Origin of the sequence: Nocardioides anomalus, assembly GCF_011046535.1 — a bacterium.
Taxonomy (GTDB): Bacteria; Actinomycetota; Actinomycetes; order Propionibacteriales; family Nocardioidaceae; genus Nocardioides; species Nocardioides anomalus.
Window position 1 is genome coordinate 2,814,092 of record NZ_CP049257.1, and the last position, 17,252, is coordinate 2,831,343.

Sequence of the window (17,252 nt, forward strand, 5' to 3'; positions counted from 1 at the left end):
CGGCCCGGTACCCCTCACCGGGCGCGCCGCTCGGCCTCGCGCGGGTCCGGCTCGGCCAGCCCGTGCCGCACCGCCCAGAGCACGGCCTCGGTCCGCGAGCCGACGCCGATGCGGCGGTAGGCCTGGCGGATGTAGGTCTTGACCGAGTTGATGCTGAGGAACAGGTGGGCGGCGATCTGCTCGTTGCTCATCCCGGCCGCGATGAGCGCGAGGACGCCGGCCTCCCGCTCGGTGATGCCGTAGCGCCGCACGGCCTCGGCGTGCCGGTCGGCGCGGTACGCCGAGGCGCTGGTCCCCTCGCCCCGCGCGGCGCGCCGCAGCACGTCGATGAGGGTGCGCGTCCCGACATCGGGCGGCACCGAGTCGGTCACGCCGAGCGACAGCGCGCGCTGGGCCAGGTCGGGCCGGTCCACGACCTCGAAGGCGACCACCACGGCCGAACCGGCCAGCAGCCTGCTCAACTCGGTGTGCGGCGCGCCGGTCAGCCGCTCGAGGTCGTAGAGCACGACGTCCACCAGGCCCACGTCGCCGCTGCGGGCGTCGGAGGCGACCGTGCTCACGCGGATGGTGCGACCGGCGTCGCCGAGCATGGCGACCACGCCCCGCCGCACGACCTCACGCGGGCTGATGACCGCCACGAGCAGGGGCGCCAGCCCGGGGTCAGCACCGCCGTCAGCCCCCGGCACCCCGACCGCCGCCTGCTTCCTCGCCCACGACTCCACCCTAGGGAGCCCGGTCGGGACCAGGCACCCGCCCTTTCGGGTGGAGCCCGCGCGCTCGGCGCGGTCCAGACCGCGGTGTCCGGGGCCGGGGCGCCGGGTAGACCCCCACCAGCAGGTCGCCGGGGGCGGCGCCTGCGGATCGGGACCGGGCGTGGGGCTCGGGGCCCACGTCGTGGGGGGCGGGATCGTCATGATCATCGGGGGGAACGCGAGCGCACGCCGTCCGGTCCGGACGCGACGCGAGGCGGAGACGGGGGCCGGTCGGCTGGCGGTCTACCGCACCCGGCCCGCGGCCGTCCGGGCCTCAGGCGGGCGCCGGGCGCAGCGCCCGTCTGGCGTGCCGGGCCTCGCGGGCCTGGCGGGCCAGCCGGCGCAGCTGGGGCCGCAGCCCGCCGCGCCGGGTCTCGTCGAGCCAGCCGTCGGGCAGCGAGAGGCGCACGACGCGGTGCCACGCTGAGAGCACCTGGGGCACGAGCGGGCGCGCGTTGTAGGCCAGCCCGTAGCGCTCGAAGAGGTCGCGGACCTGGACCGCGATCTCGGCGTACCGGTTGCTCGGCAGGTCGGGGAACAGGTGGTGCTCGATCTGGTGCGACAGGTTGCCGGTCAGCAGGTGCAGCAGGGGCGGGCCGGAGATGTCGGCCGAGCCGAGCATCTGGCGGACGTACCACTGCGCGCGGTCCTCGCGCTCGTCGAGCTCGTCCTGCTCGAAGGTCTCCACGCCCTCCGGGAAGTGGCCGCACATGATGACCGAGTGGCTCCACAGGTTGCGGACCAGGTTGGCCAGCGCGTTCGCGGCCAGCGTCTGCCGGAAGCCCGGGCCGCTCAGGACCGGGTGCACGACGTAGTCCTTGAGCGCCTGCTTGCCCGCCTTGCCCAGCGCCGCGCGGACCCGCTGCCGCGTCTCGGGCGGCACGCCCTCGCCGCCGCGGAGCGCGTCGCCGAGGTCGGCGTCGTACATCGCGATGCCCCACTCGAAGATGCACGCGGTGATCAGGTTCCACAGCGGCTGGACCAGGTGCCGCGGCTGCCACTCCTGGTGCTCGCTTACCCGCATGATCCCGTAGCCGAGGTCGTTGTCGCGCCCGACGATGTTGGTGTAGCGGTGGTGCAGCTCGTTGTGCGCGCGCTTCCACTGCCCGACCGGGGAGGCGTGGTCCCAGTCCCAGGTGGTCGAGTGGATCCTGGGGTCGCGCATCCAGTCCCACTGTCCGTGCAGGACGTTGTGGCCGATCTCCATGTTGTCCAGCACCTTGGCCAGGGTCAGGCTCGCGGTGCCCAGCACCCACGCCGGCCGCCAGCGGCTGCCGACCAGCAGCACCGCACGGCTGCCCAGCTCGAGCGCGCGCTGGGCGGCCACCACCCGGCGGATGTACGCCGCGTCGCGCGCGCCCCGGCTGCGCACCACCGCCTCGCGGATGGCGTCCAGCTCGCGCCCGATCGCCGCGACGTCCTCGGCGCTCAGCCGCTCCGCACTGGTCCGCACCGCGGCCGGTGCTGCCGACGTCGCCGTCGTCGCCGTCGGCGAGGTCGTCGCCGTCGCCGTCGTGCTCATGCGCGTCCGCCCAGCATCTCCACTCCCCTGCTCAGCCCCCGCGCCGCACCGCTGGTGCCCCGGGAGAACCCTAGGCACACCCACCGAAGGGGTGAGACGGGTGGGCATGTTCCGGGCCGGGATGGGGAACCGACCTCCCCGGCGCGACGGGGCGCCGGTGACCACTCTCGGGGGCTGCCCGTTCCGGCGGGCGCGGACGGGCACGGAAGGACACGATGACCATGGGCGCCGACGCGGCCGCTCACGGCTCCTCCTTCGCGGTCCGCCTGCCCGCACACCTGGACTCCGCGCGCACCGCCCGGCAGCTGCTCGACGACCTGCTGGACGAACGGGTGCCGCGCCTGCTCGTCCAGGACGCCGAGCTCGTCCTGCACGAGCTGGTCATCAACGGCGTCACCCACGGCCGCCCCGACGCCGACGGCCTCATCGCCGTCGCCTGCACGCTGGCCGAGAAGCACCTCGAGATCGCCGTCCGCGACGCCGGCGAGGGCGGCGCCATCACGCCCCGGCCCTGGTCCGACGACCAGCCCTCCGGGCGCGGCCTGGTCATGGTCGCCGCCATCTGCGAGTCCTGGCACGTCGACCGCTCCCACGGCACCGAGGTCTCCGCCCGGCTGCGCTGGTGAGCGCCGGGTAGCGTCGCTGGCGTGAGCCCGCGACGCCGCCGCCCCGCCGCGCTCGGCGCGGTCGCCGCCCTGCTGCTCGCCGGCCTGCTGGCCGGGTGCGGTGACGACGCCGACAGCGCCGACAGCGGGGGCAGCGGCGGCACGGCGTCCGGCGACAGCGGCGCAGGCGCGGACGTCGGCTCCCCCGCCCGCCGACGCCCCGGCGCTGCGGGTCGAGACCGTGCTCGACGGCCTGGACCACCCGTGGGACGTGGCGCAGGCGCCGGACGGCACCCTGCTGCTCGACGAGCGCGGCGGCGGGCTGACCGCCGTGCTCCCCGACGGCTCGGACCAGGAGGTCGACGCCGACTTCTCCGACCTGTTCGCCGAAGGCGAGACCGGGCTCATGGGGCTCGTGCTCGACCCGGCGTTCGCGGACAACCGCACCTTCTACACCTGCCAGGGCGCCGTCGACGGCGGCGCGGACGGCGGCCCGGCCATCGAGGTCGTGAGCTGGACCGTCGACGACGACTGGTCCGCGGCCACCCGCGTGGCCGACCCCCTGGTCGGCGAGATCCCGGTCAACCGCGCCATCGGCCGGCACGGCGGCTGCCGGCTCCGCTTCGACCCGCAGGGCCAACTGCTCATCGGCACCGGCGACAACGCCCTCGGCACCAACCCGCAGGACCTCGACTCCCTGGCCGGCAAGCTGCTGCGCGTCGACCCCGCCACCGGCGGCCGGCCCCAGGTCGTCGGCTACGGCCACCGCAACGTCCAGGGCATCGCCGTGCGCCCCGGCACCGACCAGGTCTTCACCGCCGAGCAGGGCAGCTCCCGCGACGACGAGGTCAACCTCGCCGTCGACGGCGGCAACTACGGCTGGAACCCCGTCGGCCAGGGCGAGTACGACGAGAGCGTGCCCATGACCGACACCGACATCCCCGGCGCCATCGAGGCCGTCTGGTCCTCCGGCGACCCCACCATCGCCGTCTGCGGCATCACCTTCCTCGACGGCGACCAGTGGGGCGACGACGAGGGCCTGCTCCTCCTCGGCGTCCAGAAGGACACCGGCGTCCTCGCGCTCCGCCTCGACGACGCCGGCGCCCTGGTCGACCAGTTCCGCCTCCCCGAGCTCGAGGAGTACGGCCGCATCCGCACGCCGCAGCTGGGCACCGACGGAGCGCTGTACGTCACCACCGACAACGGCGACGGCCAGGACCAGCTGCTCCGGGTGACGCCCGCCTGAGGCGACGGGTACTCCCTGCCGTGAGGCAGGGGTCCCGCAGCCGCCTGGCCGTCGTGCTCCCCTGAGCCACCCGCAGGGTGGAGCCCGCGCAGCTGCGTGGCGGGCAGAGGGTCAGGGGTTCGGGTCCCGTCGGCTCCGACGAAGCGAGAAGGCCCGCCGCGCTCAGCGCGGCGGGCCTTCTCGGTGGGTGGAGCTGAGGGGACTCGAACCCCTGACCCTCTGCATGCCATGCAGATGCGCTACCAGCTGCGCCACAGCCCCATCTCGGCCGCCCCCGGTGTCCCGGTGGGCAACCCGCGGAAGTTTAGCCAACCGGTGTCGTCTGGATGAAATCGGGTGCCACGGTGCGGTTGTAGGCGGCCAGTCGCCAGGGTGCGTCGGGCCCCCGGCGGCGCAGGACGACCCAGCCGCAGTTGTCGAGACCGGTCATGGTCTCGGCCTGGGGGCGGCCCCAGCCGAGGAGCGTGGCGGTGGCGGTGCGGATGGCCGCGCCGTGGGAGACGGCGACGCCGGTGTCGCCCGGGCCGAGCAGGCCGGCGAGCTCGGAGAGGGCGGCGGTGGTGCGGGCGGCGACGTCGGCGTAGCGCTCCACCTCGGGCACGCGGTCCCACTCCCCCACGCGGTACGCCGCGAAGCCGTCGGGGTCGGCCGCCTCGAACTCGGTGGCCAGCAACCCTTCGAGAGCGCCGAAGGAGTACTCGCGCAGGCGCGGGTCGAAGCGGGGCTCGAGACCGGTGGCCGAGGCGACGTAGGCGGCCGTGGCGCGGGTGCGGTCAGCGTCGGAGGACCAGAGCACCGTGGGCCCTAGTGCGGCGAGGACCGGCGCGGTGGCCGCGGCCTGGGCCCGGCCGAGCTCGTCGAGCTGGGACTGCGACTGGCCCTGCAGGCGACGCTCGGCGTTCCAGTCGGTGCGGCCGTGCCGGAGGAGGACGAGCTCGGACACCAGGCTCAGCCGCGCGAGTGCGGGGCGGTGACGTCCGCGGGAAGCGGGATCGTCGGGCAGTCGCGCCACAGCCGCTCGAGGGCGTAGAACTGCCGCTCCTCCTCGTGCTGGACGTGCACGACGATCTCGCCGTAGTCGATGAGCACCCAGCGCCCGTCGCGCTCGCCCTCGCGGCGGATGGGCTTGGCGCCGATCTCGCGGAGCTTGTCCTCGACCTCGTCGACGATGGCGCGGACCTGGCGGTCGTTGGTGGCCGAGGCGAGGAGGAAGGCGTCGGTGATGGCCAGCTGGTCGCTGACGTCGAAGGCGATGATCTGCTGCGCCAGCTTGTCGGAGGCCGCGCGGGCGGCGGTCACGACGAGCTCGACGGCGTGGTCGGTGGCGGTCACGAGGAGGCTCCAGCGGGTGCGGGGTAGAGGTGGTGCTTGGCGATGTACTGCACGACACCGTCGGGGACGAGGTACCACACCGGCTCGCCGCGGCGGGTGCGCGCGCGGCAGTCGGTGGAGGAGATGGCCAGGGCCGGGATCTCGACCATCGTCACCTTGTCGGCGGGGATGGCAGCGAGCGTGGCCGGGTCCATCTCGTGCCCGGGCCGGGTCACGCCCACGAACCGCGCCAGCCCGAACAGCTCCTCGGCCGAGCGCCAGGTGAAGATGTCGGCCAGCGCGTCGGCGCCGGTGATAAAGTAGAGCTCGCTGTCCGGCTCGGCGTTCTTGAGGTCGCGCAGCGTGTCCACGGTGTACGTCGGGCCGGCCCGGTCGACGTCCACGCGCGAGACCGAGAAGCGCGGGTTGGAGGCGGTGGCGATCACCGTCATGAGGTAGCGGTGCTCGGCCTCGGTGACGGCGCGGTCGGACTTCTGCCACGGGTCGCCGGTGGGCACGAAGAGGACCTCGTCGAGGTCGAACCAGGACTGGACCTCGGAGGCGGCGACCAGGTGGCCGTGGTGGATGGGGTCGAACGTGCCGCCCATCACCCCGACACGGCGGGTCACGGGCCGACCGCCGAGGTCAGGAGTGCTCCCGCCCGCCGCCGAAGGCGACCAGCGCGGCCATGAGGGCCAGCAGGATCACCAAGGCGAGGGCGCCGATGCCGAAGCTCAGCGCGACGTCGACTTCTTCCCCGAAGCCCAGGATCTGCGCGGTCATGCGTGCAGCCTACCCAGCCCCGCCGTCACCTCGTGTGCCCGTCCCCCACCACGACGTACTTGGTCGACGTCATCTCCGGCAGCCCCATCGGGCCGCGGGCGTGCAGCTTCTGCGTGCTGATCCCGATCTCGGCCCCGAAGCCGAACTCCCCGCCGTCGGTGAACCGGGTCGAGGCGTTGACCAGCACCGCCGCGGAGTCGACCTCGGCCACGAACCGCCGCGCCGCCGCCTGGTCCTCGGTCAGGATCGCCTCGCTGTGCTGGCTCGACCAGCGGCGGATGTGCGCCAGCGCCTCGTCCAGGTCCGGCACGACGCGGGCGGCGATGTCGAGGGAGAGGTACTCCTCGCCCCAGTCCTCGTCCGTCGCCGGCACGACGCCCGCGTGGGCCAGGAAGGCCTCGTCGCCGTGGATCGTCACCCCGGCCTCCTGGAGGGCGGCGACCACGCGCGGCAGGAAGGCCTCGACCACCTCGGCGTGCACCAGCAGCGACTCGGCCGCGTTGCAGACGCTGGTCCGCTGGGTCTTGGCGTTGAGGACGACGGCCAGCGCCTTCTCGAGGTCGGCCGCCCGGTCGACGTACACGTGGCAGTTGCCGACCCCGGTCTCGATGACCGGCACCGTGGACTCCTCGACCACCGAGCGGATGAGGCCCGCTCCCCCGCGCGGGATGAGCACGTCGACCAGCCCGCGGGCGCGCATCAGCGCCTTGACCGACTCGTGGGAGTCGCCCGGCACCAGCTGGACGACGTCGGGGTCCAGGCCGGAGCCGGCCAGCGCGTCGCGCAGCACCCCGACCAGGGCGGCGTTGGACGACCGGGCCGAGGACGAGCCGCGCAGCAGCACGGCGTTCCCGCTCTTGAGGCAGATGCCCGCGGCGTCGACGGTCACGTTGGGCCGGGCCTCGTAGACCATCCCGACCACCCCGAACGGCACCCGCACCTGCCGCAGCTCGAGCCCGTTGGCCAGGGTGCCGCCGCGCACCACCTCGCCGACCGGGTCGGGCAGCGCCGCCACCTCGCGCAGCCCGCGGGCCATGTCCTCCAGGCGCTGCGGGGTCAGCCGGAGCCGGTCCACGATGTTCGCGGCCGTGCCGCCGGTCTCGGCGCGCGCGACGTCCTCGGCGTTGGCGTCCAGGACCTCCGACCACCGGGCGACCAGCGCGTCGGCCATGGCCAGCAGGGCCGCGTCCTTCTCGGCCCGCGTGGCCAGGGCCAGCCCGTGGCTGGCCGCACGCGCGCGGCGTGCGGTGTCGAGCACGTCCTGGGTACCCACAGCCGCGAGGATAGGCGTGAGGAGGCAGCACCGTGCCCGTGTACCTGCAGGCTGGACTGTGGGGGCTGGTCGCCGGCGGGATGCTGGTGGTCGGCGCCGCGATCGCCTGGCTGCTCCGCGTGCCGCGGCTGGTCGTCGCCACGGTGATGGCCTTCGGCTCGGGCGTGCTCTTCTCCGCGCTCGCCTTCGACCTGGTCGACGAGGCCGAGCGCTCGGGCGGGCTCACCGCGACCCTCATCGGGCTGGCCGGCGGAGCCGCGGTGTACGTCGCCGCCAACGCCGTGCTCAACCGTCGCGGTGCCGCCCGCCGCAAGAGCTCGGGCGAGGAGCAGTCCTCCGAGCAGGACCAGGCCGGCAGCGGCACGGCCATCGCGGTCGGCGCCCTGCTCGACGGCATCCCGGAGTCGGTGGTCCTCGGGCTCTCGCTGCTCGGCGGCCACGGCGTCGGCGTACCCGTGCTGGCCGCCATCGCGATCTCCAACCTGCCCGAGGGCCTGTCCAGCTCGGCCGGCATGAAGGCCAACGGCCGCAGCGCGCGCTACGTCTTCGGCGTCTGGGTCTCGATCGCCGTGGCCAGCGGCCTGGCCGGCCTGCTCGGCTGCCTGCTGCTGGACGGCGCGGCGGACGCCACGATCTCGGTCATCACCGCGGTCGCGGCGGGTGCCATCCTGACCATGGTGGCCGACACGATGATCCCCGAGGCGTACGCGCGCACCCACCTGCTCACCGGGCTGGTGGTCACGCTCGGCTTCATCACCGCCTTCGCGCTGACCCGGTCGTGAGCGCACCACTGCGGTTCGTGGTCAACCGGCACCAGGCGACCACGCTCCACTTCGACCTGCGGCTCGAGGTCGACGGCGCGCTCGCGTCGTGGGCGGTGCCGAAGGGGCCGAGCCTGGACCCAGCGGTGAAGCGGCTGGCCATCCGGGTCGACGACCACGACCTCGAGGAGCACCTGGCCTACGAGGACGACCACAAGGTCGTCTGGGACACCGGGACCTTCGAGCCGGCGACCGACCCCGGCCCGGCCCTCGAGGAGGGCCACCTGCGCTTCACCCTCGAGGGCCACCGGCTGCACGGTGGCTTCGCACTGCAGCAGACCCGGCTGGGCTGGCTGCTGCTCAAGCTGGACGACGAGGGCGCGGCGCCGGGTCAGGTCTGGGCCGAGGACGAGCTGGGCTCGGTGCTCAGCGACCGGACCCTCTGAGCGCTCGGTCCGCCCGGGCCAGCGACTGGGCGTGCCGGCGCACGTCGCGCCACGGGCAGGGCTTGGCGGCCAGGCGGCGACCGACGGTGCGCACGGTGTACTTCGTCGGTGGCACCCGCGACAGCTCGTCCCAGGTGATCGGCGTCGAGACCGGCGCACCGGGCCGCGCGCGGACGGCGTATGCCGGGACCGCGGTCTGCGCGTAGCCGTTGCGGGCCACGTCGACGTAGACCCTCCTGCCCCGCTTGGCCTTGCGCACCTCGACGGTCAGCAGGTCCGGCGCCTTCTCGACCAGCAGTTCGGCGCAGCGGTGCGCGAAGTCGCGCACCTCGTCGAAGCCCAGCCGCGGTCGCAGCGGCACCAGCACGTGGTAGCCGCGCGAACCGGTCGTCTTGAGGTACGTCGTGAGGCCGAGGTCGTCGAGCAGCTCGCCCACCATCCGGGTCGCCTTGCGCACCTTGGCCAGGTCGTCGTCGCTGGGGTCGAGGTCGAAGACGAGCTGGTCCGGCTGGTCGAGCGCCTTCGTGGTGCACAGCCACGTGTGCGGCGTGACGCAGGCCTGCTGGGCCAGGTAGACCAGGCTGCGGCGGTCGTCGACCACGACCTGCCGCTGGGGGTCCTGGGCGGTGGCGACCTCGACGGTGTGCACCCAGTCCGGGAAGTGCGACGGCACCTTCTTCTCGTAGAAGCTGAACCCACCCAGCCCGTCCGGGAAGCGCTCCATGTTCACCGGCCGGCCGCGCAGGTGCGGCAGCATCACGTCGGCCACGGAGTCGTAGTAACGGGCGAGGTCCAGCTTGGTGACGCTGCCGGATCGAGGGGGGTCGTCCGGGAACAGCACCTTGTCCGGCTTGGAGATCTCCACGCCCGCGACGGTCGAGTCGCTCACGTCTCCCGCACCACCTCGGCCGCGGCCTTGTCCTCGCGGAGCCCGAGGAAGCGCGGGTGCCGCAGCTGGTGGGTCCGCGTCCACTCGGTGAAGGCGACCTGCGCCACCAGCTCGGGCCGCGCCCAGTGCACACCCTTGCGCGGGAGCGCGCCCTGGGTGCACGGCGACGGGTCGACCTCGAGCGGGCCGAGCCGCGCGTGCAGGTCGCGCAGCACCGCCTCGGAGAAGCCGGTGCCGACCTTGCCGGCGTACACCAGGTCGTCGCCCTCGTGGTAGCCGAGCAGCAGCGCACCCAGCGCGACCCGCGAGCCCTCCGGGTCGGTCCAGCCGACGACGACCAGCTCCTGGCCGGCCTCGCACTTGAACTTGAGCCAGCGGTCGGTGCGGCCGGTGGCGTACGCCGCGTCCGCGCGCTTGGCGATCAGCCCCTCCCAGCCCTTGCGGCAGGCCCCGGCGAAGTACTCCTCGCCCCCCTGCCTGCGGTGCGGCGTGTAGCGGATCGGGCCGTCGAAGGTGAGCAGCGCGCGCAGTCGCCGCTTGCGGGCCAGCAGCGGCTCGCCGCGCAGGTCCTCGCCGTCCGCGCGCAGCACGTCGAAGACGTAGAAGAAGACCGGGACGCCGCTGCGGCGCGCCTTGTCCGCGCTGCTCACGTGGATGCGCGGCTGGAGCCGGGCGAACGACGTGCGCGAGCCCTCGAAGGCCACCACCTCACCGTCCACCACGAAGTCGGTCGACGCCTGCTCCTCCAGCGCCTCCGCGATCTCCGGGAACGCCACCGTCACGTCGCGGCCCGAGCGGGAGTAGAGCCGGGTGCCCCGGCCGGTGCGCACGGCCAGGCAGCGCTGGCCGTCGAGCTTGCGCTCGTAGACCCACCCGTCGGCCCAGAAGCGCTCGTGCGACAGCGTCGCCAGCGCCGGCTGCGGGATGTCGGTCACGCTGCTGTGGTACCCGCTCGTCCGGTCGTAGGGTCCTGCCGTGACCCAGCCTCCCGAGGACGCCACCCGGCCCATCAGCCCGACCCCGCCGCCGCCGCCGCTGCCGCCCCCGCCGGCCGCGCCGCCAGCCGCCGCGCCGCAGCCCGCGGACCGCACCACCCTGGTCAGCCTGGCCTTCGCGGTGGCCACCATCGCGCTGACCGTCGTCGCGCTCGCGGTGATGGAGGACGCCCGGCGCGGCTACGAGGTCTGGACGACCTGGTCGGTCGTGGCCACCCTGGCCGCGCTGGTGCACCTGCTCCCGGTCGGCTGGAAGCCCGAGCCGCGCACCAAGTCCTGGGACGCCGTGGCGCTGGCGACCGGCGTACTGCTGTTCTTCTGGGTGGCGGCCTTCCTGCCCTCGGTCACCACCGGCACCGGCTTCGCGATGACCGCGGCCGTGGCCTGCGCGGTGGCCCACTGCTGGGTGCTGCCCGGCCGACGTACGTGAGCCGGCTGCGCGCCGTCGGGCTCGCCCTGGCCGTGCTGGCCCTCGGACTGCCGTGGGGTGCGTATGCCGTGCCGGGCTACGTCACCACCGGCTACTACACCTCGGGCTACTGCGACTACGACGGCTACTGCTACTCCGGCACCTACCAGCCCGGCTACTACGTGCCGGGCTTCGACGGCTCGGTGACGGGCACCACGAGCACGGCCCGCTTCTTCGTGGTCGGCGCCGTGCTGCTGGTCGTGCTGGCTTGGCGGCTCGGGAGGCCCCGGCTGCTGCTTGGCGCCGCGAGCGTCTGCGCCGCCGGCGTCGTCCTGCACCTGACCGCGGGGCTCACCGGCGGCACCGTGGCCCTCGCCCTGGCCGCGGTCTGCTTCGGGCTGGCCGCACGACGCCCCGCCCGCTTGTAACGCTCAGTTACGGGAACTCCCGACCCGTTCGAACGGGTCGGGAGTTCCTGTAACTGAGCGTTACAAGCCGGGGGCGGGCGCTCAGCCCTTGCGCTCGTTGACCTTCTCGGTCGCGGCGGGCAGGACGGTCTTGAGGTCGCCGACCACGCCGAAGTCGACGAGCTCGAAGATCGGGGCCTCCTCGTCCTTGTTGACCGCGACGATGGTCTTGGAGGTCTGCATGCCGGCGCGGTGCTGGATGGCACCGGAGATGCCGGCCGCGATGTAGAGCTGCGGGCTGACGGTCTTGCCGGTCTGGCCGACCTGGAAGGTGTGCGCGATCCAGCCGGAGTCGACCGCGGCGCGCGAGGCGCCGACGGCCGCGCCGAGCGCGTCGGCCAGGCCCTCGATCGGCTCGAAGTCGCCACCGGTGCCGCGACCGCCGGAGACCACGATCGCGGCCTCGTTCAGGTCGGGGCGACCCGAGGCCTTGCGCGGCTGGGAGGCCACGATCTGAGCGGTCTTGGCGGCCTCGGAGATCTCCGGGGTGAACTCCTCGACGCTGCCCGCACCCGCGGACTCCTCGGGCGCGGCCGAGTTGGGCTTGACCGTGATGATCGGCGTGCCCTGGGTGACCTTGGCGGTGACCGTGTAGTTGCCCGCGAAGACCGACTGGGTGGTGACCGGGGCACCGCCCTCGGCCTGCACGTCGACGGCGTCGGTGATCAGCCCGGACTCGAGCTTGATCGACAGGCGCGCGGCGATCTCCTTGCCGCCCACCGAGGACGGGATCAGGATCGCGGCCGGCGACGCCTTCTCGGCCAGCTGCTGGAGGGCCTCGGCGGCCGGGGCCACGAGGTAGCCCTTGATCTGGGCGTCGTCGACGGCGTAGACCTTCTCGGCGCCGTACGCCTTGACCTTGTCGGCGACCTCGGTGGCCTTGTCGGCCGGGCCGATGAAGACCGCCGACGGCTCGCCGAGCCGCTTGGCGATGGTCAGCAGCTCGTAGGTCGGCTTGCGGACCGCACCGTCGAGGTGGTCGACGAGCACGAGTACTTCAGACATGAGGATCCCTGTTCGTTCGGAAGCGTCGGTGGCTCAGATGAACTTCTTGGACGCGAGGAAGTCGGTCAGCGCGCCGGCGCCGGACCCGTCCTCGTCCTTGACGACCTCACCCGCGCTGCGCGGCGGGCGGGCGGTGGTGTCCTCGACCGTGGTCCAGGCGACGGAGAGGCCGACCTGGCCCGCGTCGACCCCGAGGTCGGAGAGCGACCAGGTCTCGAGCGGCTTCTTCTTGGCCGCCATGATCCCCTTGAACGACGGGTAGCGGGCCTCGCCCGACTGGTCGGTCACCGAGAGGACCAGCGGCATCGTCGCGCCGATGACCTCGGTCGCGGTGTCGCTGTCGCGCTTGACGCGGACCTGGTCGCCCTGGGTCTCCACGACCGAGGCCATGGTGACCTGCGGCCAGGACAGCCGCTCGGCGAGCATCGCCGGGATGATGCCGGCGGCGCCGTCGGTCGAGGCCATGCCGCACATGACCAGGTCGACGCCGCCGTCGCCGGCGACCTTCTCCACGGCCTTGGCCAGGACCAGCGAGGTCGCGGCGTAGTCGGAGCCGGCGATCGCGTCGTCGACCACGTGGATGCCCTGGTCGACGCCCATCTGCAGGGCCTTGCGGACCGCGTCGACGGCCTTCTCCGGCCCGACGCAGAGGGCGGTGACGGTGATGTCCTCGCCCTTCTCCTTCAGCTGGAGGGCCTGCTCGACGGCGTACTCGTCCAGCTCGGACAGGAGCCCGTCGACTCCGACCCGGTCGACGGTGCCGTCGTCCTCGAACGTGCGGTCAGCGGTGGCGTCGGGGACGTACTTGACGCAGACAAGAATGTTCATGGTGCTTCGGAGGTTACCGTCGTGTCACGACGGGTGACACGGGCCTCGCGCGTCGCCTTCCTCACACCAGGACTGTCACGGTCGTGCCGGCGGGAGGATCAGGGACGGACGAGGCGGTCCACGATCCGGCCGACGATCAGCCAGGCCACAGCGCCGATGCCCCAGTTGAAGAGGGCGTTCTTGGTCTCGGGGTCGTCGCCGCCGAACTGCTTGATGCCGTTGTCCTTGGAGAAGATGCCGAGATCGACCCGGTCGGCGCCCTCGAGCACGAACTTGACCAGGTCGTTGTCGCGGTTGGCGTCCACCGCGATGAGCAGCGCGCCGACGGCCAGGAACAGCGCGGCGAGGAGGAAGACCAGCCAGAGCAGCTGGGCCAGCCGCAGCCGCACCAGCCGCACGCTCTCGGCCCCGCGCCCGCTCGCGCCGGACGTGCCCGACGCCTCCGCCTTGGTGTCAGTCTTGTCCGCCACGTGGCTCACCTGCCTTCGAAGGTCGCCTTCCCCGGTCCGTTCTCGACGAAGGATCGCATACCGGTGGTCCGGTCCTCGGTGGCGAAGACGCCGGCGAACGCCGCGCGCTCGATCTCGAGCCCGGTGTCCAGGTCGACCTCCAGGCCGCGGTCGACGGCCTCCTTGGCCGCCCGCAGGGCCAGCGCGGCACCTGACGTGAACCGCGCCGCCCAGGCCACGGCCTCGGCGTACACGTCGTCCCGGGGAAGCACCCGGTCGACCAGTCCGATGGCGAGCGCCTCGTCGGCCTTCACGAACCGGCCGGTGAAGATGAGCTCCTTGGCCCGGCTCGGCCCGACCAGCCGGGCGAGCCGCTGGGTGCCGCCGGCGCCGGGGATGATGCCGAGCAGGATCTCGGGCTGCCCGAGCTGGGCGTCCTCGGCGGCGAAGCGGACGTCGGCGGCCAGGGCCAGCTCGCAGCCGCCACCCAGTGCGTAGCCCGTGATCGCCGCGACGACCGGCTTGGGGATCCGCGCCACCGCGGTCACCGCGGACTGCACCGAGGCGCCGTGCTTGACCATGTCGGCGTAGGAGAGCTCGGCCATCTCCTTGACGTCGTTGCCGGCGGCGAAGACCCGCTCCCCGCCGTACACCACGACGGCCCGGACGTCGTCGCGCTCGGTGGCCTCCGCGGCGACCTCGCGCAGCTCGGCCTGGACCTGGAAGCTGATGGCGTTCATCTTCGGCCGGTCGAGGCGGATGGTGCCCACGCCGTCGCTGACCTCGAGCCTCACGAACTCACCCATGGCCGGACCCTACCCAGGAGCCCGCGCTCTCTAGAGTGCCCCCATGCCCGGACTCTGGCGGACGCGCGACGAGGTGCAGCCCGTCTGGCCCGGAACCAACCACCACCTCGGCGCGACCTGGACCGAGGAGGCGACGAACTTCGCCGTGTGGGCGCCCGAGGCCACCGCGGCGTACGTCTGTCTCATCGACGAGGACGGCGTCGAGACCCGGCACCGGCTCACCGAGCAGTCGCTCGGGATCTGGCACTGCGCGCTGCCGGGGATCCGGCCCGGACAGCGCTACGGCTTCCGGGTCGCGGGGCCGTGGGCGCCCGAGCAGGGGCTGCGGTTGAACCCGCACAAGCTGCTGCTCGACCCCTACGCCAGGGCCGTCAGCGGCACGCTCTCCTACGACCCGGCCATCTTCGGGTACGCCGTGGGCGCGCCCGAGGCCCGCGACTCCCAGGACTCGCTCGGCAAGGTGCCGCTCAGCGTGGTCGTCGACGAGACCTTCGACTGGGGCGCGGACCGCCCGCCGCGGCGCCGCTGGCGCGACTCGGTCATCTACGAGCTGCACGTCAAGGGCATGACCCAGCTGCACGACCGGGTGCCCGAGCCGCTGCGCGGGACCTACGCCGGGCTGGCCTGCCCGGCGGTCATCGACTACCTGCGCGACCTCGGCGTCACCGCGGTCGAGCTGCTGCCGATCCACCAGTTCGTCACCGAGCCGGCCGTGGCCGCTCGTGGGCTCGTCAACTACTGGGGCTACAACTCGATCGGCTTCTTCGCCCCGCACGCGGCGTACTCCTCCAGCGGGGACCGCGGGCAGCAGGTCACCGAGTTCAAGCAGATGGTCCAGGCCTTCCACGCCGCCGGGCTCGAGGTGATCCTCGACGTGGTCTACAACCACACCGCCGAGGCCGGCGTCGAGGGACCGACGCTGTCCTTCCGCGGGCTCGACGACAAGGTCTACCACCGGGTCGCGCCGGGTCCGGCCGGCGCTCCGTTCCACGACACCTACTGGGACGTGACCGGGTGCGGCAACACCGTCGACACCAGTCACCCCTTCGCGCTGCGGATGGTCCTGGACTCGCTGCGCTACTGGGTCACCGAGATGCACGTCGACGGCTTCCGCTTCGACCTGCTCTCCGCGCTGGCACGCACCGGCCAGGTCGTCGACATGCGCAGCCACCTGCTGGTGGCCATCGGCCAGGACCCCGTCCTGCGCCACGTCAAGCTCATCGCCGAGCCGTGGGACGCCTCCGCCGACGGCTACCGGGTCGGCGAGTACCCCCCGCCGTGGGTGGAGTGGAACGACCAGTTCCGCGACGAGCTGCGCGACTTCTGGAACGGCCGCTCCTCCGGCATCCGCACCGTGGCCACCCGCCTCGCCGGCTCCTCGGACCTGTACGCCGACGACGGCCGCTCGCCGTACGCCTCGGTCAACTTCGTCACCGCCCACGACGGCTTCACCGTGCGCGACCTGGTCAGCTACGACCACAAGCACAACGAGGCCAACGGCGAGCACGGCCGCGACGGCACCGACAACAACCGCTCCTGGAACCACGGCGTCGAGGGCGAGACCGACGACGCCACCATCCTCGGCCTGCGCCGGCGCCAGGCCGCCAACCTGATGGCCACGCTGTGCCTGTCCAACGGCGTGCCGATGATCACCGCCGGTGACGAGCGCGGCCGCACCCAGGGCGGCAACAACAACCCCTACTGCCAGGACAACGAGACCTCCTGGATCGACTGGCGCCCCGACGACGCCTGGCTCGACGTCTACGAGGTCACCAAGGCCGCCCTGCGGCTGCGCCGCGAGCACCCGGCCCTGCGCCAACGGCACTTCTTCGAGGGCCGGCCCACCATCCGCGGCGGCCCCAAGGACCTGGCCTGGCTGCACCCCTCGGGCCGCGAGATGGCCGGCGACGACTGGCACGACCACTCGCTGACCTCGCTCGGCATGGTGGTCTCCGGCGCCCCCCTGCGCTCCCCCGGCCCGCGCGGCGAGCAGCAGAACGACAAGTCCTTCGCCATCTTCCTCAACGCCGGCGACCAGCCCGTCCAGGTCCACCTGCCCGTCGCCGACTGGGTCGAGGTCGGCGAGGCGGTGCTCTCGACCAACCCGCGGTTCCCCGTGGGCACGCAGGTCAAGGCGGGCGACCGGATGCGGCTGGGCGCGCGCTCGGTCGTGGTGCTGCGCGAGGTCTGAGGCCCGGCTCGGAGCTCAGAGCGAGGCGAGGATCGCGGCCCGCCGCTCGGCGTACTCCGCCTCGGTGACGAGCCCCTGGGACCGGAGGCCGTCCAGCTCGGCCAGCCGCTCGGCCACCGGCCGCTGCGTCGGGGCCGCGGGCTGGGTGGGTCGCAGGTTGCTGGCCAGGTAGGTCGCGTCCAGGCCGTCGTCGCTGAGCAGGGTCATGGCGGTCGCCTCGGTCTCGTCCATGCCCGAGCGTCGGGCCATGCCCCGGGCGAGCGAGACCTTGACGATCACCCCGCACACGCCCAGGACCACGACGAGGACCGCCACCACCGCGAAGACCTGACCGACGTCGTCGCCGGGGCTGAGGCCGCCGTCGTCGAGCTCGTCGCTCCCGCAGTCCAGGGTGCCGGGGTCCGTGGCGCTCGGCGTGCAGTCGTCGCCAGGGAAGCCGGGGTCGGCCAGCGCCGGGGCCGCCGCCAGGGTCAGCAGCAGTCCGAGCAGCAGCCCCGCCAGCACCCGTCGCACG

The 17,252-nt window shown here is 73.3% G+C and carries 21 protein-coding genes and 1 tRNA gene; 7 read left to right on the top strand and 15 right to left on the bottom strand.

Going from position 1 to position 17,252, the window contains the following annotated elements; translation table 11 throughout:
• Nucleotides 1–14: 14 nt before the first annotated feature.
• Nucleotides 15–722, bottom strand: a complete 708-nt coding sequence (locus tag G5V58_RS14135) for a response regulator transcription factor (protein WP_165233857.1) — start codon at nucleotides 720–722, stop codon at nucleotides 15–17.
• A 304-nt stretch (nucleotides 723–1,026) separates the two neighbouring features.
• Nucleotides 1,027–2,274 carry a fatty acid desaturase family protein gene (locus G5V58_RS14140; protein WP_165233860.1) on the bottom strand — a complete coding sequence of 416 codons (1,248 nt, stop codon included), beginning with the start codon at nucleotides 2,272–2,274 and terminating at the stop codon, nucleotides 1,027–1,029.
• Between the two features lie 215 nt (nucleotides 2,275–2,489).
• On the opposite strand from G5V58_RS14140, the gene G5V58_RS14145 reads away from it, so the two are divergent.
• Both G5V58_RS14145 and G5V58_RS14150 read left to right on the top strand, forming a co-directional pair.
• Nucleotides 2,490–2,900: an ATP-binding protein gene (locus G5V58_RS14145; protein ID WP_165233863.1), complete on the top strand. Its 411-nt coding sequence runs from the start codon at nucleotides 2,490–2,492 to the stop codon at nucleotides 2,898–2,900.
• A 220-nt stretch (nucleotides 2,901–3,120) separates the two neighbouring features.
• Nucleotides 3,121–4,125, top strand: a complete 1,005-nt coding sequence (locus tag G5V58_RS14150) for a PQQ-dependent sugar dehydrogenase (RefSeq protein WP_230486628.1) — start codon at nucleotides 3,121–3,123, stop codon at nucleotides 4,123–4,125.
• 188 nt (nucleotides 4,126–4,313) lie between these two features.
• Here G5V58_RS14150 and G5V58_RS14155 read toward each other — a convergent pair.
• The 6 genes from G5V58_RS14155 to G5V58_RS14180 all read right to left on the bottom strand — a co-directional run bounded on the left by G5V58_RS14155 (nucleotide 4,314) and on the right by G5V58_RS14180 (nucleotide 7,492).
• Nucleotides 4,314–4,386 (bottom strand) — tRNA-Ala (locus G5V58_RS14155).
• 43 nt (nucleotides 4,387–4,429) lie between these two features.
• The gene (locus G5V58_RS14160) at nucleotides 4,430–5,068 is read right to left on the bottom strand and encodes a histidine phosphatase family protein (protein ID WP_165233869.1); all 639 of its coding nucleotides are present in this window, start codon (nucleotides 5,066–5,068) and stop codon (nucleotides 4,430–4,432) included.
• A 5-nt stretch (nucleotides 5,069–5,073) separates the two neighbouring features.
• Nucleotides 5,074–5,457, bottom strand: a complete 384-nt coding sequence (gene rsfS, locus G5V58_RS14165; protein WP_165233877.1) for a ribosome silencing factor — start codon at nucleotides 5,455–5,457, stop codon at nucleotides 5,074–5,076.
• Nucleotides 5,454–6,044, bottom strand: a complete 591-nt coding sequence (nadD, locus tag G5V58_RS14170; protein WP_230487356.1) for a nicotinate-nucleotide adenylyltransferase — start codon at nucleotides 6,042–6,044, stop codon at nucleotides 5,454–5,456. The genes rsfS and nadD overlap by 4 nt, the downstream gene beginning before the upstream one ends.
• Nucleotides 6,045–6,081: 37 nt before the next feature.
• Entirely contained in the window at nucleotides 6,082–6,219 is a 138-nt protein-coding gene (locus G5V58_RS14175; protein ID WP_165233883.1) for a hypothetical protein, read from the bottom strand.
• A 25-nt stretch (nucleotides 6,220–6,244) separates the two neighbouring features.
• Entirely contained in the window at nucleotides 6,245–7,492 is a 1,248-nt protein-coding gene (locus tag G5V58_RS14180; RefSeq protein ID WP_165233886.1) for a glutamate-5-semialdehyde dehydrogenase, read from the bottom strand.
• A gap of 32 nt (nucleotides 7,493–7,524) precedes the next feature.
• Between G5V58_RS14180 and G5V58_RS14185 the strand changes: the two genes are divergently transcribed.
• Entirely contained in the window at nucleotides 7,525–8,274 is a 750-nt protein-coding gene (locus tag G5V58_RS14185; protein ID WP_165233889.1) for a ZIP family metal transporter, read from the top strand.
• On the top strand, nucleotides 8,271–8,699 hold the full coding sequence (locus G5V58_RS14190; protein WP_165233892.1) for a DNA polymerase ligase N-terminal domain-containing protein: 429 nt from the start codon (nucleotides 8,271–8,273) through the stop codon (nucleotides 8,697–8,699). Before G5V58_RS14185 ends, G5V58_RS14190 begins: the two co-directional genes overlap by 4 nt.
• Here the strand turns inward: G5V58_RS14190 and ligD (G5V58_RS14195) are convergent.
• Nucleotides 8,680–9,588 carry a non-homologous end-joining DNA ligase gene (gene ligD / locus G5V58_RS14195; protein WP_165233896.1) on the bottom strand — a complete coding sequence of 303 codons (909 nt, stop codon included), beginning with the start codon at nucleotides 9,586–9,588 and terminating at the stop codon, nucleotides 8,680–8,682. The genes G5V58_RS14190 and ligD (G5V58_RS14195) overlap by 20 nt on opposite strands.
• On the bottom strand, nucleotides 9,585–10,523 hold the full coding sequence (gene ligD, locus G5V58_RS14200; RefSeq protein ID WP_230486629.1) for a non-homologous end-joining DNA ligase: 939 nt from the start codon (nucleotides 10,521–10,523) through the stop codon (nucleotides 9,585–9,587). Before ligD (G5V58_RS14200) ends, ligD (G5V58_RS14195) begins: the two co-directional genes overlap by 4 nt.
• A gap of 40 nt (nucleotides 10,524–10,563) precedes the next feature.
• On the opposite strand from ligD (G5V58_RS14200), the gene G5V58_RS14205 reads away from it, so the two are divergent.
• Complete coding sequence (locus G5V58_RS14205; protein ID WP_165233902.1) at nucleotides 10,564–11,013, top strand: hypothetical protein; 450 nt, start codon at nucleotides 10,564–10,566, stop codon at nucleotides 11,011–11,013.
• Nucleotides 11,010–11,420 (top strand): hypothetical protein, encoded by a 411-nt coding sequence (locus G5V58_RS14210; RefSeq protein WP_165233905.1) that lies wholly within the window; start codon nucleotides 11,010–11,012, stop codon nucleotides 11,418–11,420. The genes G5V58_RS14205 and G5V58_RS14210 overlap by 4 nt, the downstream gene beginning before the upstream one ends.
• Nucleotides 11,421–11,501: 81 nt before the next feature.
• On the opposite strand, the gene G5V58_RS14215 is transcribed toward G5V58_RS14210, so the two are convergent.
• The 4 genes from G5V58_RS14215 to G5V58_RS14230 form a co-directional block, all read right to left on the bottom strand.
• The gene (locus G5V58_RS14215) at nucleotides 11,502–12,464 is read right to left on the bottom strand and encodes an electron transfer flavoprotein subunit alpha/FixB family protein (protein ID WP_165233908.1); all 963 of its coding nucleotides are present in this window, start codon (nucleotides 12,462–12,464) and stop codon (nucleotides 11,502–11,504) included.
• Nucleotides 12,465–12,497: 33 nt separating this feature from the next.
• Entirely contained in the window at nucleotides 12,498–13,292 is a 795-nt protein-coding gene (locus G5V58_RS14220; protein WP_165233911.1) for an electron transfer flavoprotein subunit beta/FixA family protein, read from the bottom strand.
• A 98-nt stretch (nucleotides 13,293–13,390) separates the two neighbouring features.
• On the bottom strand, nucleotides 13,391–13,762 hold the full coding sequence (locus tag G5V58_RS14225; protein WP_230486630.1) for a hypothetical protein: 372 nt from the start codon (nucleotides 13,760–13,762) through the stop codon (nucleotides 13,391–13,393).
• A gap of 5 nt (nucleotides 13,763–13,767) precedes the next feature.
• Complete coding sequence (locus tag G5V58_RS14230; RefSeq protein WP_165233914.1) at nucleotides 13,768–14,547, bottom strand: enoyl-CoA hydratase/isomerase family protein; 780 nt, start codon at nucleotides 14,545–14,547, stop codon at nucleotides 13,768–13,770.
• Between the two features lie 43 nt (nucleotides 14,548–14,590).
• On the opposite strand from G5V58_RS14230, the gene glgX reads away from it, so the two are divergent.
• Nucleotides 14,591–16,738, top strand: coding sequence for a glycogen debranching protein GlgX (gene glgX / locus G5V58_RS14235; protein ID WP_165233917.1), 2,148 nt, complete (start codon nucleotides 14,591–14,593; stop codon nucleotides 16,736–16,738).
• Between the two features lie 15 nt (nucleotides 16,739–16,753).
• Here the strand turns inward: glgX and G5V58_RS14240 are convergent, their stop codons facing one another.
• Nucleotides 16,754–17,251: an SHOCT domain-containing protein gene (locus G5V58_RS14240; protein ID WP_165233920.1), complete on the bottom strand. Its 498-nt coding sequence runs from the start codon at nucleotides 17,249–17,251 to the stop codon at nucleotides 16,754–16,756.
• Nucleotide 17,252 lies beyond the last annotated feature (1 nt).